The sequence below is a fragment of the Rhodohalobacter sp. 8-1 genome, from assembly GCF_038150125.1.
Lineage (GTDB): Bacteria > Bacteroidota > Rhodothermia > Balneolales > Balneolaceae > SW132.
This window is the reverse complement of sequence record NZ_JBBVMF010000007.1, coordinates 183,317-198,183: the sequence shown is the minus strand read 5'-3', so window position 1 is coordinate 198,183 and position 14,867 is coordinate 183,317. Positions and strand designations below refer to the sequence as shown.

At 43.4% G+C, this 14,867-nt stretch carries 16 protein-coding genes; 2 read left to right on the top strand and 14 right to left on the bottom strand.

Features of this window, described 5'->3' with window-relative positions; genetic code table 11:
• Window positions 1-12 precede the first annotated feature (12 nt).
• The 9 genes from AABW11_RS09455 to AABW11_RS09415 form a co-directional block, all read right to left on the bottom strand.
• On the bottom strand, window positions 13-234 hold the full coding sequence (locus tag AABW11_RS09455) for an ATP synthase F0 subunit C (RefSeq protein ID WP_340104834.1): 222 nt from the start codon (window positions 232-234) through the stop codon (window positions 13-15).
• A 36-nt stretch (window positions 235-270) separates the two neighbouring features.
• The gene (gene atpB / locus AABW11_RS09450; RefSeq protein ID WP_340104833.1) at window positions 271-1,323 is read right to left on the bottom strand and encodes a F0F1 ATP synthase subunit A; all 1,053 of its coding nucleotides are present in this window, start codon (window positions 1,321-1,323) and stop codon (window positions 271-273) included.
• A 13-nt stretch (window positions 1,324-1,336) separates the two neighbouring features.
• Entirely contained in the window at window positions 1,337-1,723 is a 387-nt protein-coding gene (locus AABW11_RS09445) for a hypothetical protein (protein ID WP_340104832.1), read from the bottom strand.
• A gap of 7 nt (window positions 1,724-1,730) precedes the next feature.
• On the bottom strand, window positions 1,731-1,934 hold the full coding sequence (locus AABW11_RS09440; RefSeq protein WP_340104831.1) for an AtpZ/AtpI family protein: 204 nt from the start codon (window positions 1,932-1,934) through the stop codon (window positions 1,731-1,733).
• 3 nt (window positions 1,935-1,937) lie between these two features.
• Complete coding sequence (locus tag AABW11_RS09435; RefSeq protein WP_340104830.1) at window positions 1,938-2,459, bottom strand: bactofilin family protein; 522 nt, start codon at window positions 2,457-2,459, stop codon at window positions 1,938-1,940.
• A 5-nt stretch (window positions 2,460-2,464) separates the two neighbouring features.
• The gene (locus tag AABW11_RS09430; protein ID WP_340104829.1) at window positions 2,465-3,310 is read right to left on the bottom strand and encodes a M23 family metallopeptidase; all 846 of its coding nucleotides are present in this window, start codon (window positions 3,308-3,310) and stop codon (window positions 2,465-2,467) included.
• 42 nt (window positions 3,311-3,352) lie between these two features.
• The gene (locus AABW11_RS09425) at window positions 3,353-4,630 is read right to left on the bottom strand and encodes a glycosyltransferase (RefSeq protein ID WP_340104828.1); all 1,278 of its coding nucleotides are present in this window, start codon (window positions 4,628-4,630) and stop codon (window positions 3,353-3,355) included.
• A 2-nt stretch (window positions 4,631-4,632) separates the two neighbouring features.
• Window positions 4,633-6,111: an IMP dehydrogenase gene (gene guaB / locus AABW11_RS09420; RefSeq protein WP_340104827.1), complete on the bottom strand. Its 1,479-nt coding sequence runs from the start codon at window positions 6,109-6,111 to the stop codon at window positions 4,633-4,635.
• An 80-nt stretch (window positions 6,112-6,191) separates the two neighbouring features.
• On the bottom strand, window positions 6,192-6,512 hold the full coding sequence (locus AABW11_RS09415; RefSeq protein WP_340104826.1) for a hypothetical protein: 321 nt from the start codon (window positions 6,510-6,512) through the stop codon (window positions 6,192-6,194).
• A gap of 128 nt (window positions 6,513-6,640) precedes the next feature.
• Between AABW11_RS09415 and AABW11_RS09410 the strand changes: the two genes are divergently transcribed.
• Both AABW11_RS09410 and AABW11_RS09405 read left to right on the top strand, forming a co-directional pair.
• Window positions 6,641-6,886 carry a type II toxin-antitoxin system Phd/YefM family antitoxin gene (locus tag AABW11_RS09410; RefSeq protein ID WP_340104825.1) on the top strand — a complete coding sequence of 82 codons (246 nt, stop codon included), beginning with the start codon at window positions 6,641-6,643 and terminating at the stop codon, window positions 6,884-6,886.
• Between the two features lie 5 nt (window positions 6,887-6,891).
• Window positions 6,892-7,311 carry a type II toxin-antitoxin system VapC family toxin gene (locus tag AABW11_RS09405; RefSeq protein WP_340104824.1) on the top strand — a complete coding sequence of 140 codons (420 nt, stop codon included), beginning with the start codon at window positions 6,892-6,894 and terminating at the stop codon, window positions 7,309-7,311.
• 21 nt (window positions 7,312-7,332) lie between these two features.
• On the opposite strand, the gene purB is transcribed toward AABW11_RS09405, so the two are convergent.
• The 5 genes from purB to AABW11_RS09380 all read right to left on the bottom strand — a co-directional run bounded on the left by purB (window position 7,333) and on the right by AABW11_RS09380 (window position 14,737).
• A complete protein-coding gene (gene purB, locus AABW11_RS09400; protein WP_340104823.1) occupies window positions 7,333-8,625 on the bottom strand; it encodes an adenylosuccinate lyase in 1,293 nt (430 codons plus the stop codon).
• Between the two features lie 221 nt (window positions 8,626-8,846).
• On the bottom strand, window positions 8,847-10,337 hold the full coding sequence (locus AABW11_RS09395) for a M48 family metalloprotease (protein ID WP_340104822.1): 1,491 nt from the start codon (window positions 10,335-10,337) through the stop codon (window positions 8,847-8,849).
• 64 nt (window positions 10,338-10,401) lie between these two features.
• Window positions 10,402-12,216, bottom strand: coding sequence for a DUF2779 domain-containing protein (locus AABW11_RS09390; RefSeq protein WP_340104821.1), 1,815 nt, complete (start codon window positions 12,214-12,216; stop codon window positions 10,402-10,404).
• 59 nt (window positions 12,217-12,275) lie between these two features.
• Window positions 12,276-13,343: a UDP-N-acetylmuramate dehydrogenase gene (gene murB, locus AABW11_RS09385; RefSeq protein WP_340104820.1), complete on the bottom strand. Its 1,068-nt coding sequence runs from the start codon at window positions 13,341-13,343 to the stop codon at window positions 12,276-12,278.
• Window positions 13,343-14,737 (bottom strand): hemolysin family protein, encoded by a 1,395-nt coding sequence (locus AABW11_RS09380; protein WP_340104819.1) that lies wholly within the window; start codon window positions 14,735-14,737, stop codon window positions 13,343-13,345. Before AABW11_RS09380 ends, murB begins: the two co-directional genes overlap by 1 nt.
• Window positions 14,738-14,867 lie beyond the last annotated feature (130 nt).

Here is a 14,867-nt window from a genome sequence, read left to right as displayed (position 1 = left end):
ATGTGATGTTTTTTAAACGGAGATTCCAAGGGCCAGAATTGCTGTAACAACAGCGGCAAACAGTGCAACACCTTCAATAAAGGCTGCGGTCAAAATCATAGCTCCACGGATGTCGCCTGATGCTTCCGGTTGACGTGCAATACTTTCTACCGCACCTTTACCAATAAGCCCGATTCCGATACCGGCACCGAGTGTAATAATTCCAGCTCCAATTCCTGCTGCTAAGAAACCCATATTGTATACCTTTTTGTTATTTATTGATCGTTGTTATTAAGTGTTCACGTCAGTTGCTGCCGCAACGTTTGTGTCATGTTCGTGATCGTGCTCTTCTGCCGCCATCCCAATAAACACCGCTGAAAGCAGTGTAAAGATGTAGGCCTGTAAGAGCGCGATAAAAGCTTTTAGTATATAAAGTGCTGCGGTTAGAGAAACCCATACAACACTGGAACCCACACCAACTGCGGGGCCGAAAATATCTGTAAAGATGAAAATCAATCCGAGTATACAGACAATCAAAATTTTGCCTGATAGCATGTTTGCAAAAAGCCGTATAGCGAGAGCAAATGGCTTTGTAAACAGTCCGAGAATCTCCACCGGCGTTAAAATTACGCGAATAAGCGGATGTACACCGGGAAACATAAAAACATGACGCCAGTGATCTTTTGAACCGCTAAACTGTGTAATAAAAAATGTGATTGCAGCAAGGGTTGCTGTTACCGTAAGATCAGCAGTAGCCGATACACCCCATGGCAACAGGCCAAACAAGTTCATGAATGTAATGGCCATGAACACTGAAAACAGGTAGTTAATATATTTATGATATTTATCAGCCGGAATGTACTCTTTGGCAATATCATCACGAATAAAGATGAAAAGAACTTCAAAAATATTTTGCGTTATCCCCTGCGGCTCCGTGCTTTTTCCTATTCCACGCCTATACCGACGGGCAGCCCAAATAGTAAATATTAAGGTAAGGATTATTCCAAACCACACATACATAAGGTGTGACGTAATTGACATGTCAAGCGAAACTGGCGCGCCGTCGGCCCTAACTAGCGCCCCATCAACTTCCTGAAAATCACCCGATTCTAAAGCGGACTTTGTACTTCCATAAACATAAAGTTCGCCATCAACGATAAGAATTCTGGGAAGATAGATTTTAACACCAACCAGTGTTAAATAATCGTGGTCAACGATCTTGCCCATTACGTCAATAACCGGCTCTTCTTCGGCTTGTGCAGACTGATCCTGTGCAATAGCTGCCGGATGAAATAGCATCAATAAAAGAATTGAAAAAAGAGTACTGCGCAAAGCTTGTTTCATTTTTAGGTCTGATTCAACCCGGTCGGTTGTTAGTTCTTTTATTCAGTAGAAAAATATTTATCACAGAATGGTAAATATAAGAAATTAAAAAACTAACAGTAAAACTAAATTGGTCAAATTTTCCCAAAAAAATCAGGGCTATAAAGATCCCTAATACTGTGATTAAACGAAGCAGTGAGAGAGGTGTATAAAGGGCTAAAAACGTTTCGTTCTCCCATCTCAATGACAGGACCGAAATTAGATAATGCAGCCCGATAGCAAGAAACCCTACCCCGTACCCGGCAAACAGAGCAGCGGCGTCTAAACGAGGAAAGAATAGAAATGCAGATGTGAATCCTAAAAAACCTAAAGCGATCGCAATTAAAATCCGACCGCTTTTTACCGATTCTGATGTTTCCATAGCCGGCTTACTCCTGATTATTTGCCAGCCGCACCATCAGCATGATGGTAACTGAAACTCCAAGTATAATTCCGGCAAATGTAAACCAAGGCATGGTCGCCCAGGTTCTGTCGATCCAGAACCCGATCCCAATAGGTACCCCTAAACCTGCGGCTATCTCAAAGCCGAGCGACACATATTTTAGATTATTTTCTCCACCGGAATTCGTCAACTATCAGGCTTTAATGTATTTTCCGTTTTCTGTTGCCTTTTTTGAGTGAAGGCCTGAATCCTGTTTTGAACGCGAATTATTGCTCTCATCTTTAGAATCAGATGACTTATCCTTAGACGTCAAATTTAGTGGCGATGTCGGAGTTGGAGCTTTGGAAGCTTCTGCACCCATTCTGCAGGCACCCACCATTTCGGCACCTTCCTCTACAATAAGGGTTTTTGTGTAGATGTCGCCTTCAACCACTGCTGACTGTCGCAGCGTTAACTTATTGCTAACCCGAAGTTCACCGTCAATTTTTCCCGCAATGTCGGCATCTTTCACCTTGATGTCGCCTTCAACAATCCCGGTGGAGGTTACAATCAGTTTCCCTTTTGTAATCAGCTCGCCGTCGGTTTTTCCCGCAATACGGATATCATTTTCGGTGTTTATCGTTCCATGTATAGTTGTGCCTTCACTGATCATAGTAAGTGAAGGAGTTTGATTTTTTGATGCAGACATGGTTGTATTTTCCTCTTTCTTAAACATTATTCTTAGTTATTTAAATACATTACGGGATTTTGGGGAATTCCATTCTTCCAGATTTCAAGATGCAGGTGAGAACCGCTGCTTAATACGCCTGTATCTGCTACGGTTCCAAGTACATCCCCTTTCAGAACATAATCGCCCTGTTGTTTCAGTAAACTTGATCCATGCTTGTAAACCGAGGTAACACCGTTGTTGTGTTGCAAGTGAATAACATATCCATAATTGATTGTCCATTCAGCATACGCGACCACTCCATCGGCAATCGATGTAAAGCTTGTGTTAGTAGCTGCTGCAATATCTATACCAAAATGTCCTTTGCCCGCATCAAAGTTCTGGCTGAGTGTTCCATCAACAGGAAGATTGGCGGGAAAATCGGGTGCTCGTTCCAATGATTCCGAAAATATGATCTGATCCTGCGAAAGCATTTCATAGGCATTTAAAAAAGGAAAATCAGTTTCAAAATCTACCTCTCCACTATTGCCCTGATTCATTGTTGAGCTTACATTAAAAGTCGTATCGGGAACCGTCTGCAAAACATGTTTTAAATCCGTCAGCTGCCGGTCTCTTGCTTCCAGCGAATCTTGTAATGTATTAAGTCTCTGACTGATAGCAATGGCTTCATTTCGAATTGAAGCATCCTGCTGTTGCTGATAAAGAGAGCCCAGGGGTGTGGCAAAAAATATAATAGTTGTAATAAGCACCGATAAGATGACTACAAATAAAGTTACTTTAATAACATCCTGAGCCGCCAGCTTGAATGAGCTGGAACCATCCGGATTTTGATCATCCAGTACAACTACTGTAACGTCACCTTCTCGTTCAGAGAATATTTTTTTTATAAATTCCCACATAAATAAATCGTCAATTGATTGCCCGTAATAAAAATAATGTGTTTAATGATGTACAATTTGACTCAAAAGTCCGCTAAACTGCTCTGCGATTTTTAGCCTGCTGAACCGGGTGGCAAATTTCTCATCTCCAACCGGCAAATTATTCCGCTTCCACTTCTCATAAAAGTTCAGAATTTCCTGTGCCCCGGAAACTTCATCATTCAAAGCTATGATAGAAGCGGCATTGTATTTCCGTAAATAATCTGCGGTTACGCCTTCGGGGATATGTGCCAAAACTGGTTTCAGGCTTCCCATGTATTCAAAAAGTTTGCCAGGTGTCACCGCATTCATATGCTTCCGTTCTCCCAGCGTTAGATATAACAGATCAGCGTTTGTGATATTTTTCACGGCCTGCCCGTGTTCAACATAGCCAAAATCGGTCGTAACTATTTCAAGACCCAGTTTATTGATAAGTGACCAATGCCGCCTTCCCAGCCCCCCTTGGAACTGCAGCGACAGACAGCTCTGCAATTCAGGTTGTTTATCTATTGCAAGCTTCACAGATTTTAATAGAGTATCGGGCTGAATCACATTATAAAATCTGCCGCTATGCAAAATTGTAAATCGTTTATCAGAACCTGATGGTGTTGCCTGATTGTAATCTTCAGGATCAAATCCGTTAGGTATCACACGAACATCAATCTGTTTGCCTTTTGCCAACCTTTCCTCAAATGAGCTCTTATACATTGGATTCACCACAGAGATAGCATCAGCAGACATTAATGCCTTCTGTTCTATTTTTTTCATTTTCCTATAGTGCCAGCTTGTTGGATACCAAATCCAGTGACTCTTCAACCAATCATCACGAAAATCAAGCAAAACGGGCAAACCAATTTTCTTCTTTATCGTTTGAGCAATTAAACAATTACTGTAGGGCGGAGCAGTTGCAAGGATCGCGTCAAACGATTCAGAAGCGTGTAATTCAATTGCTTTCGCAACGGCAGGTTCAACCCACCCTCTTTTATTATCGGGCAGAAAAAACCATGACGTAAGCCATTTCACAAGCTTTTCTTTGAACGGTGATGATGACACCTTCTTTTTTGACTTTCCTGATTTATGAAATGGTGTATTCGGCTTAACCCTTTCAATCCGAATATTTAACTCCTTAAGTTCTAGGAGCAAGGACTCATCAAAACTTATATATGCGCCGGGTTCAGGTGCGAGAATTACAGGTTCCCATCCAAATTTCCTTAGGTATTTAGCAAGCTTGGCCGGTCGCTGCACGCCACTTCCTCCCATGGGCGGGAAGTAATAGGCGATGATGAGAACTTTTTTCAGCAATGTTATGAGACCGAGTAATTGGGAGCTTCTTTAGTGATCTGTACGGAATGTGGATGGCTCTCCCGGTAACTTGCAGCCGAGATTTGAACAAATTCAGCTTTTTGAAGATCCTCAATTGTCGGTGCACCCACATACCCCATTGCCGCGCGGATGCCGCCATTCATCTGGTGGACAACCTCGCCTAAAAATCCTTTGTATGGCACCCGTCCTTCAATGCCCTCTGGTACCAGTTTACGCAGATCGTCTTCCACATCCTGGAAGTAGCGGTCTTTCGATCCCTGGTCCATCGCACCAAGACTTCCCATGCCGCGGTATGACTTATATTTTCTTGATTCGTAAATGATCGTCTCACCAGGTGCTTCATCCACACCAGCAAACATCGACCCCATCATCACAGCCTGCGCGCCGCCGGCTATTGCTTTGGGAATGTCACCCGTCTGCTTAATTCCGCCGTCTGCGATGAGCCCAATGTTATTCTTCCTGGTGAATTCTGCAACCTCCATCACAGCAGACAGCTGCGGAACACCTACGCCGGTCACAACACGCGTGGTACAGATTGATCCGGGACCCACACCAACTTTAACTACATCTGCGCCGGCATCAACAAGAGCTTCTGCGGCAGATCTTGTGGCAATATTACCGCCCACAATATTCAGGTCTTTATATTCCGATTTAATGCGGCCGATCATTTTCAGCACGCCAGCAGAATGGCCATGAGCTGTGTCAACAGTAATAATATCCACGCCCGAGTCTACAAGTGCCGATACTCTGTCTAAAGTATCCGGCGTTACACCGACAGCAGCACCCACTCTGAGTCTTCCCATTGAATCTTTACAAGCATTGGGAAAGTTCATCTTCTTCTCAATGTCTTTGAATGTGATCAATCCCACCAAGATGTCACTGGAATCAACAATCGGAAGTTTTTCTACTTTATACTCCTGGAGAATTTTTTCCGCCTGCTTCAGGTCTGTACCCTGCTTGGCGGTTACGAGGTTCTCCTTTGTCATAATTTCGCTGAGCTTTTTGTCGACATAGTGCTCGAAGCGAAGATCCCTGTTGGTTACGATTCCGATCAGCTTGTTACCTTCCTCCACAATCGGAATCCCGCCAATCTTATGTTTTTTCATAAGTGCACGGGCATCTTTTACTGTTGCATCCGGCGGGAGCGTTACAGGATCCACAATCATCCCGCTTTCACTACGCTTTACGAGCCGCACGTGCTCGGCCTGATCCTCAATCGACATATTTTTATGGAGCATCGCTATGCCACCTTCACGCGCAAGTGCAATAGCCATGCGGTACTCCGACACGGTATCCATTGCCGCGCTGATGATGGGTGTTTTTAACTCGAGCGTTGGAGTAAGCTGCACGGATAAATCCACATCTCTGGGGAGCACAGAGGAGTGATTTGGCACTAATAAAACGTCGTCATAGGTTAATCCCTGCCGGGTAATCTTATCGAAGGGGGAATGGGAACTCATGGAGGCAATTCTTTTCGTTTACATTTTAGTAAAGATAAGAAATCCAATCCAACTTGTTTAATCATTCACTCCTGTTTTTTCTACAGCCAGGTTGTCTTCAGAGAACTTAAAACGGTTTCTAAAGAACAGATGCCATCTTTATAACTGTTGACCCAAAAATCAACACTTTCCCTTCTGCGCTGAACGAGCGGACAGTTCGTGGAATATTCTCCGTTTAGCTCGTCGATGTATCCTTTCACATCTTCCTTAATCGTAAATTTCAATTCATCGGGAAGATCGCCCCACCCAAGGAGGTTGAACATTTGAATGATGGTTCGGTGTTCGAGTTCAGCTTCTTTGAAAATAGATCGAAGTACCGGTTCTGCCTGGAAACGTTGTGGTGTTTTAAGAGCTGCATTCATGATAATATGTGGTTTATTTATGATTCACTCATATGATACAGCGGCGGCGTGACATCTTAATGTCACCCCTTTTTAAATATCTTTATTTTCCTTAGATTAGAGTTGTACATAAATTTACTTACACAATTATGAGCAATAAAGAAGTGAATGTCAATGAAGTCAGAGAGCAGATTGCCGAATACCTGACAAGAGCGGAACGTGGAGAAGAGACAATTATCAAACGTTACTCAAAAAAAATTGCAAAAATTGTTCCCTACCAAGAAACACCTCGCAAGAAGCTACCGGATTTATCAGACTTCAGGCAATCACTTGGTGTTTCATCTGAACAACCGGCCGGCGAGATTTTAAGAGAAATGAGAGACAACGATCGTTGACCGACATGTATATTGATACAAGCTGCCTGGGATCTTACTATATCGAAGAGAGTCACACTCAAAAAGTTCAGTCTATTCTACTGAAAGATGAGTCGCCAATCGTGAGTGCACTAACTGAAGTTGAGTTTCACTCGATGCTGAATAAAAAACTCAGAATGAATCAACTTACTCCAGATCAACAAAAAAAAGTTATTGACAAATTTAATGAGCATCTGCGTGCCGGCCTTTTTGAAATACATCCGTTAACAGAAACCGTCTTTCATACGGCGCGATGGGTTCTATCTAAAACAAAGCAACCCCTTCGTACACTTGACAGCCTTCATCTCGCATTTTCTATTACAAACCGACTGACTCTCTTTTCAACAGATTCGGTTTTGCTTGATGCGGCCAGGGATTTGAAAGTGGATGTTGTATCGGGGGTTTGAGAAATACGGTCTGATTGCTGCCTAAATCCCAACCCTCTCAAAAATCTCATCTACCCGCTGTGTATGATGGTCAAGGTCAAATGCACTCTCAATCTCTTCAGGCGTTAGATTTTCTCTGATAGTTTCATCCGCTTCCACTAATGGACGGAATGGCTTATGATTTTCCCACGCTTCCATCGCAAGCGGCTGAACGGTGTCGTAAGCGAGTTCGCGGGATATCCCTTTATCAATAAGCATTAGCAGAAGCCGCTGCGAAAAAACGAGGCCGTGAGTCTTATCCATGTTCTTTTTCATGTTATCAGGATAGACCATCAGCTTTTCGATGACTCCGGAGAACCGGTTCAGCATATAATCGAGAAGAATTGTTGCATCCGGCAGGATGATGCGTTCTACCGATGAATGCGATATATCGCGCTCGTGCCAGAGCGGGATATTTTCGTAGGCCGACATCATGTATCCTCGCAGAACCCGCGAGCACCCCGTAATATTCTCTGAACTAATCGGATTACGTTTATGTGGCATGGCAGATGATCCCTTCTGCCCTTTTCTGAAAAACTCTTCTGCCTCTCGAAGCTCCGTTCGCTGCAAGTGGCGAATTTCCACCGCAATTTTTTCCATGGTGCCGCCAATTACTGCAAGCGTTGCCATATAATAAGCATGACGGTCGCGTTGTAGAGTTTGAGTTGATATGGGTGCTGCCGAAATGCCCAGTTTCTGGCACGTGAATTTTTCTACTTCAGTAGGAATATTTGCAAAGGTCCCCACTGCGCCGGACAGCTTGCCAAATTCTACATCATTTGCGGCCGCTTCGAACCGCTGAATATTACGCTCCATCTCGGCATACCAAAGCGCGCACTTCAGCCCAAAGGTGGTAGGCTCGGCATGAACGCCGTGGGTGCGGCCCATCATAACTGTAAATTTGTGTTCTTTGGCTTTTTCGCGAAGTGCATCCAGAAAACGGTTCAACCCCGTTCTTAATAATATGTTCGCTTGCTTAAGCCGGTAGCCGTTCGCTGTATCAACCACATCGGTTGAGGTAAGTCCGTAGTGCACCCATTTTTTTTCATCGCCGAGGCTTTCGGAGACCGACCGGGTAAAAGCAACTACATCGTGGCGTGTCTGTTTTTCAATTTCATGGATTCGGTTAACATCAAACGATGCGTTTTCATACAGTTTTTCAACGTCATCAGCCGGTATTTTTCCGAGTTGACTCCAGGCCCAACAGGCCGCAAGTTCAACATCCAGCCATGCCTGAAACTGATTTTCTTCCGACCATATTGTTGACATCTCTTCTCTGGCGTATCGTTCAATCATGGTTGTTTACTATTTTAAATTTTGGGTCAATATGGATTCTTTCGTCAGATCCATGAGAATTACTACACTATTGGTTACAAGAAGAAAGTTATCCCGATCAGAGTCAGTATATCAATATTTAATATATATCTAGCCTGAAAAAAAATCATTAGATACCGCATCTCAGTGCGGTATCACAGTCGAAAATTGTGACATAACACCATTCCAGTAAAAATGACTAATTACTGAACCGGGATTTTGAGGAACCGACCCGATTCAATCGAACTATCAAGCTGAACCTGGTTAATAATGGCCACATCTTCCGGTGCAATTTCCATTGGCAGCTGTTCGGGTAAAAAGCTGCTGAACGCGCCCGATCTGTCTGTCTGAATAAGTTGTAGCCTTACCGGCTGAATATTCAGTAGATTTTGATCTGTAAGCCTGACAAATTCTGCAGGAACACCTGCAAGAATATCCTGGTAGGTTGAAAACTGTCCTTCCGAAGTATAATTGATAAACCGAAATATCCGGCCTTCAAACTCCATCGCATAAATCACTGCTCTTAAGTTTACTTCCTGCTGTGAAATCGTTACGTTTGCCCGATACGCAGGAAAATCACCACTGCTTTGTGCCTCCGACTGACTGTTGACTGTGATTCCTTCCTGGCCAATAAACTGCTGAACTGAACTCCGGGGAGTGTCAGATTCACTATCAATTCTGAAAATGATAACCGCATCCTCTTCGGGACTTACCAATACAACCTGTTGCTGTTGATTGATCGCCTGCCACCCTTCAGGTACCGGAAATTGAAACTCCATGTCGGGATGAACGAACTGACCATCCTCAACGAACCCATTACGAGGATTCTCCCCAAACACCATTCCATCGAGCATTTCGAAATAGCGGTCTTTGTTGATTATCGTCTGTTCATATCCCTCTTCTGCCCACTGCTGTGCAAGACGTGGAATGCGCTCTTCGCGTTCACCGGGATCAGGATGGGTGGATAACATTGTAGGAATGCTTTGGCCTGATTTTTCAGATATGCGTTTTAAACTCGTAAAAAATTCTGACCCTTCAGATGCTTTAAATCCTGTTTTTGCTGAATATTCTACACCCAATCGGTCTGATTCTCGTTCAGCCTCGCGGCTGTAACTAAGAAACAAAAGCTGAGCCGCCTGGCTGCTTAAATTAAGAATATCACCTCCCGGCAAACCCAGGAGTTCTTCTCCCAGAACCGCTCCTCCTATCACGGCAAATTGGCCAACCTGCTGCCGGAATGCCCGCTGGGAGGCATGACGTGCCGCCACGTGGCCAATTTCGTGACCAATTACTACCGAAAGCTGCGCCTCATTATTGAGATGTGCCATCAACCCGCGAGTGAAATAAACATATCCACCGGGGAGTGCAAATGCATTCACAACCGGGCTGTCGAGTACTTTAAAATAAAATTCTGTTTCTCGAAATTTACGATCCGTATCCTCTCGACGCATATGGCTATTTGCAAGCACATCCTGGCTTAAGCTTTTAATATATTCAGTAATTTTTGGATCGTCGTAGAGACCATACTGGGCAACAATTTCCTGGTCTACATTTTGCCCAATTTCGACCTCCTCTTCCCAACTATAAGCCAACAACCGCTTATTGCCCGACACCGGGTTCTTTTGAACCGTGCATGCACTTGCAACAATTAAAACTGACAAATAAAAAACGGTGTATCTGAATATATTTTTCATAGTACTAAGTTTGTCTTTTAATGACTTTCAAGATAGTGTTTAGCTCAGACTTTTATTAAATAAATCATCCGTCTATCACTAGATCTATTTCTGAATCTTTCATTTCCATTAATTTAACGATGTGCTGATAAATCAAATACAAGCTCAAAGAATCCATGGAACAATATCGCTTCATTAGAATCGGTACAAGCTTCTGCTGAGTTTCGCTCAATACCCCGGCCTTCATACATAGATATGCATGCATTGCCGTTATTCCATCCCTGATTTGTGACCTTTCATCAGATAGTTGATAATATGGATCGATAAGTCTCCCATCTTTTTCCTTAAACAGATTCACTTCTTCGCCTTCAATGATATGTGTTTTCTTTTCAAACGTTCCCAATTCATTTTCTACCTGTAAAACCGAGTATAAAATTTCTTTGAGGGAGAGCCCGCTGTTCATAAACCGATTATAGTAGCCATCTTTCAGCAATACGCTAATATCCAAAAAGCGGCTTTTTTGATCCTTATCCCCAATTTTTAACACCTTTTTAAGAAACTTATACTTCACTTCATTTGCATCTCGATTTTGCTTCATTTCATTGAATAGCTTGTGAAATGCCTGCCGTTCGAAAGGCGAGAACTGGACGATTGTACCTTTATCGAGATTTGGAATTTTTGCCAGACCATCAATAATATCTAAATGCGGTGAGGAGTAATTTTTTTGATCCAGCCATTGCGTATGAACAAGGTTGCCATCAGATAAAAGTGAGTGGCACGAAAACTGGAACAAGACAGGATCGTACGGGCGCTTTCCTTTCTCGACCGGTACAGGATGTGTAGCCGCTTCAAAATCTATAAAATGTAACGGGAGTTCTAAATTAGCTACTTCCGAGAGCAGTTTCTTGGCAAATACAAGCGGAAGCTTCCGGTTTTTTGCATCAAGCAGCTGCATCGCTTTTCGGTGATAAATTGCAATTTTACGATCTGTATGTTCAATTACTTTTCCGGCATCAGAAAAATCGCGGGTATAGGTGACTCTCTCCTGATACCTCTCGTCAATCAATTGTTTTTCCTGAACTTGATGGCCAATCAATTCAAAAAGGTGTCTATCACGATTTTGAATATTGGCATCCGGAAAATGAATATCCCAACAACCGGGCTCATGCTGATTGACTGGTTTTCTAAACCTGCAGTTTCTGCATCCCAAGTGCACCTGTTGAACAACCCCTTTTGCACCTTTTTCATTAAGTGACTCAATTTTTTCAAGTGCGGTCTCCAGAGATTGCCCCGTAAACCAGGGATGTGATACTGCAGGTGGTATAGATGACATCATTTCACGTACACGATCGGTTCCATCAACTTGCACAAACAGGTCTTTCAGTTCCTCAAGTACGTCTGGATCTATCTCGTCGGCCCCCTGTGTCTTTTCGTAGAGATGATTGCTTCGTGCCGTAAATGACTTTTGGGGAAACATAAACAGGCAGTCAACAGACGCATCCGGGTGAGCAGATTTAACAACGTAATATCGATACGCTGCTTTCAATAGATATCGCTGAATGGACTTGCCGAGGGGTTGTCGTCGGAAGAGTACTGAAGGGTCTCCTTTTAGCGCTTTACCATGAATCTGGATAATCGTGAGGGAGTTTTCCTCTTTCAAAAGAATGGGCAGCCGAGCGCGAATGGATCCATGATGCACTACTGCACCGCAAATTGAGACGAAATCTTCCTTCAGCCACTCAGCAGTTTCAGAAGCAGCAAGTTCTGTTGAGTTCGAAGTAAACCGGATATTTTGAAACTGCCTGGCGATTGATTCTCTAAGAATCCGCTTTGTCCGCCTTCTGAAAAGATCGTCACGCTGATCATTATAATTTTCTTGCTGAAGAAATTGAAGTTTCAACGGGCAGGATACCGTTTCGCGGAAGGTATAATCACGTATTATGACGTTATTCGATTTAGTCACGACTCATTTCCCACAATATTTACCTCGGGGCGAAGGTCAATATCAAATGTGTTACGCACCGATTCCTGAATCTTTAGTGCGTGATTGTATATCTCTTCACCGGTGGCCCCGCCGTGGTTCACTATAACGAGCGCCTGATTTTTGTAGGTGCCCACATTCCCCACCCGTTTGCCTTTCCAGCCGGCCTTTTCTATCAGCCAGGCTGCCGGAATCTTATACTCATCATCACCGACTTTATAGGAAGGCATCTCAGGATAATTCGATCGCAGCGTTTCAAACTGCTCCTCTGATAGCACCGGATTTTTGAAAAAACTGCCGGCATTTCCAATATCTGAAGGATCGGGAAGTTTGGCACGGCGAATCTCCACCACAGAATTGAAAATATCTTTAATCGTTGGATCAGATATTTTTTTGGACTCAAGGTGATCGTTCAATCCTTTGTAGTCAACGTTCAGATCATGCGCGTTTTTCGTAAGCTGAAGTGTCACATCACACACAATTACCTGGTTTTTCAGTTCACGTTTAAAAATGCTGTCACGATATCCAAAATTACACTCTGCTGCGGTATATGTCCGGAATTTGCCGGTCTCAATTTCAAAGGCAGTCAAATTATGGAACACATCCTTCAGCTCAACGCCATACGCCCCGATATTTTGAATAGGTGCAGCTCCGACAGTTCCGGGAATCAGTGCCAGATTTTCAATACCTCCCAAGCCCTTCTCAATGGAATGCTTCACCAGCTGATGCCAGTTTTCCCCGGCGCCGGCCTTTAACAGAACACTGCCATCTTCCCGGGCTTCGATGTCTCTTCCCGATACTGACATCTTCAAGACCGGGCGATCAGGTCTGTTTAAAAACAGAAGGTTACTCCCGCCACCTAATACAATTGGAATTTGCCGATCAAAGAATCCATCATCATGTAGCTGTCTCAGCTGGTTGGGGTGATCAATCTCTACGAACCGACGGGCCACCGCTTCCACCCCTAACGTATTCAGTGGCGCAAGGTTCACATTTTCGCGAATAACAGGCTTGTCGCTGACTGACTTGGTTTGAGCATTTGGCATCAGACCTTCCCTTTTTCTGATGATGCCCTGTTTTGTACTTTTACCCGTACCTTTTTCACCCTGTTATTCTCAAGAGAGTGAACCGTCAGCTCAAGATTTTTATAGGTCATTCGTTCGCCTACATTGGGTATTCGCTCCGTAAGATGGTAGACAAGGCCACCAAGCGTCTCAAATTCATCTTCCGGTGAAGACACGTCAACGTCCATGATTTCATCCAGATCATCAAGATCAATTTTTGCATCAAATACATATACGCCGCTTTTAAACTTTGTATAAAGCTTCTCTTCAATGTCTCCGTACTCATCAACAATGTCGCCCACGATTTCCTCGAGAATATCATCAAGAGTAACAATTCCTTCTGTGCCCCCGTACTCATCAACTACCGTAGCGATATGAGTTTTTTCGTGCTGGAAATCCCTCAGCAGGTCGTCTAATTTTTTCGTGGCCGGGATAAACAACGCTTTCCTGGCAATGGTTTTCCAATTGATAATAGTGTCTTCCATCTCACTGTTAATATACGGCAGGACATCTTTTGCATAAATAACGCCTATGATTGTATCAAGATCATTCTCGTATAGCGGCATTCTTGACAGACCTTTCTCTTTTATAAGTGCAATGACCTCAGGGAGAGTTGAACTAACCGAGACGGCTATAATGTTAACACGTGATGTCATAATTTCACGAACAGAAATAGTACCAAATTCGATGACGTTTTCTATAATTTCCCGTTCATCACCGTGAATGGACCCCTCCTTTTCACTCACCTCTGCCATCGTTTTGATGTCTTCCGTGGTCATTCGGTTTGATGGCGTAGGAAGTGCTTTTTCAAGATTCATCGTCGAATCTGCAATAAGCCTGGAAATAGGCGTCAGCATGACAAAATTTGAATAAATAAACATATTCATCCGCCTCGATACTTTTAGCGGGTTGTTTATGGCAATCACTTTTGGCGTGATTTCACTCAGTATTAATATCATAAATGTGAGTACGATAATCTCAAGCGTATACACTAACGTTGAGGGTAAACCATAGGCGGCAGCAATCTTACCGGTAATGACAGCCCCGAGAACAGAACTGACAATATTAGCAAACGTATTTCCAATTAATATTGTAGCCAGCAGACGGCGAGGCTTTTCAAGCATCTTCAACGTCCGCGTATCTGCACTGCTATATTGAGGCGAACGGTTTAACTGTTCGAGGTTATTGACCAGAGAGAAGAATGCAACCTCAGAGCCGGAATAGAATGCACTGAGAATGAGACCCAGAATCAAAATTACGGATTCTATGGAAATGGTTAGCCAATCAAGAGGCATACCATATTCAGCTACGGCAAAAATAAACTGTTGAAAAAGAAAAATAGCAGGGTTGCTTGGAGGTTCGTCCAATGTATCCAAATAGATGTTAGTAACTATTACGTGCTGTACAACACACGACTAATAAATGTTTGGTCTGTTTTGAGGCCAAACAGTAAAATCTAAAAAGCTCTAAAATACAAAATTACCGGCTATAGCACTGCCACTTGTG

Coding starts and splice junctions, on each gene's coding strand:
- murB (WP_340104820.1), bottom strand. CDS start 13,343: ATGCCAAATGCTCAAACCAAGTCAGTCAGCGACAAGCCTGTTATTCGC.
- AABW11_RS09405 (WP_340104824.1), top strand. CDS start 6,892: ATGTATATTGATACAAGCTGCCTGGGATCTTACTATATCGAAGAGAGT.
- atpB (WP_340104833.1), bottom strand. CDS start 1,323: ATGAAACAAGCTTTGCGCAGTACTCTTTTTTCAATTCTTTTATTGATG.
- AABW11_RS09455 (WP_340104834.1), bottom strand. CDS start 234: ATGGGTTTCTTAGCAGCAGGAATTGGAGCTGGAATTATTACACTCGGT.
- purB (WP_340104823.1), bottom strand. CDS start 8,625: ATGATTGAACGATACGCCAGAGAAGAGATGTCAACAATATGGTCGGAA.
- guaB (WP_340104827.1), bottom strand. CDS start 6,111: ATGAGTTCCCATTCCCCCTTCGATAAGATTACCCGGCAGGGATTAACC.
- AABW11_RS09435 (WP_340104830.1), bottom strand. CDS start 2,459: ATGTTTAAGAAAGAGGAAAATACAACCATGTCTGCATCAAAAAATCAA.
- AABW11_RS09445 (WP_340104832.1), bottom strand. CDS start 1,723: ATGGAAACATCAGAATCGGTAAAAAGCGGTCGGATTTTAATTGCGATC.
- AABW11_RS09415 (WP_340104826.1), bottom strand. CDS start 6,512: ATGAATGCAGCTCTTAAAACACCACAACGTTTCCAGGCAGAACCGGTA.
- AABW11_RS09395 (WP_340104822.1), bottom strand. CDS start 10,337: ATGAAAAATATATTCAGATACACCGTTTTTTATTTGTCAGTTTTAATT.
- AABW11_RS09430 (WP_340104829.1), bottom strand. CDS start 3,310: ATGTGGGAATTTATAAAAAAAATATTCTCTGAACGAGAAGGTGACGTT.
- AABW11_RS09410 (WP_340104825.1), top strand. CDS start 6,641: ATGAGCAATAAAGAAGTGAATGTCAATGAAGTCAGAGAGCAGATTGCC.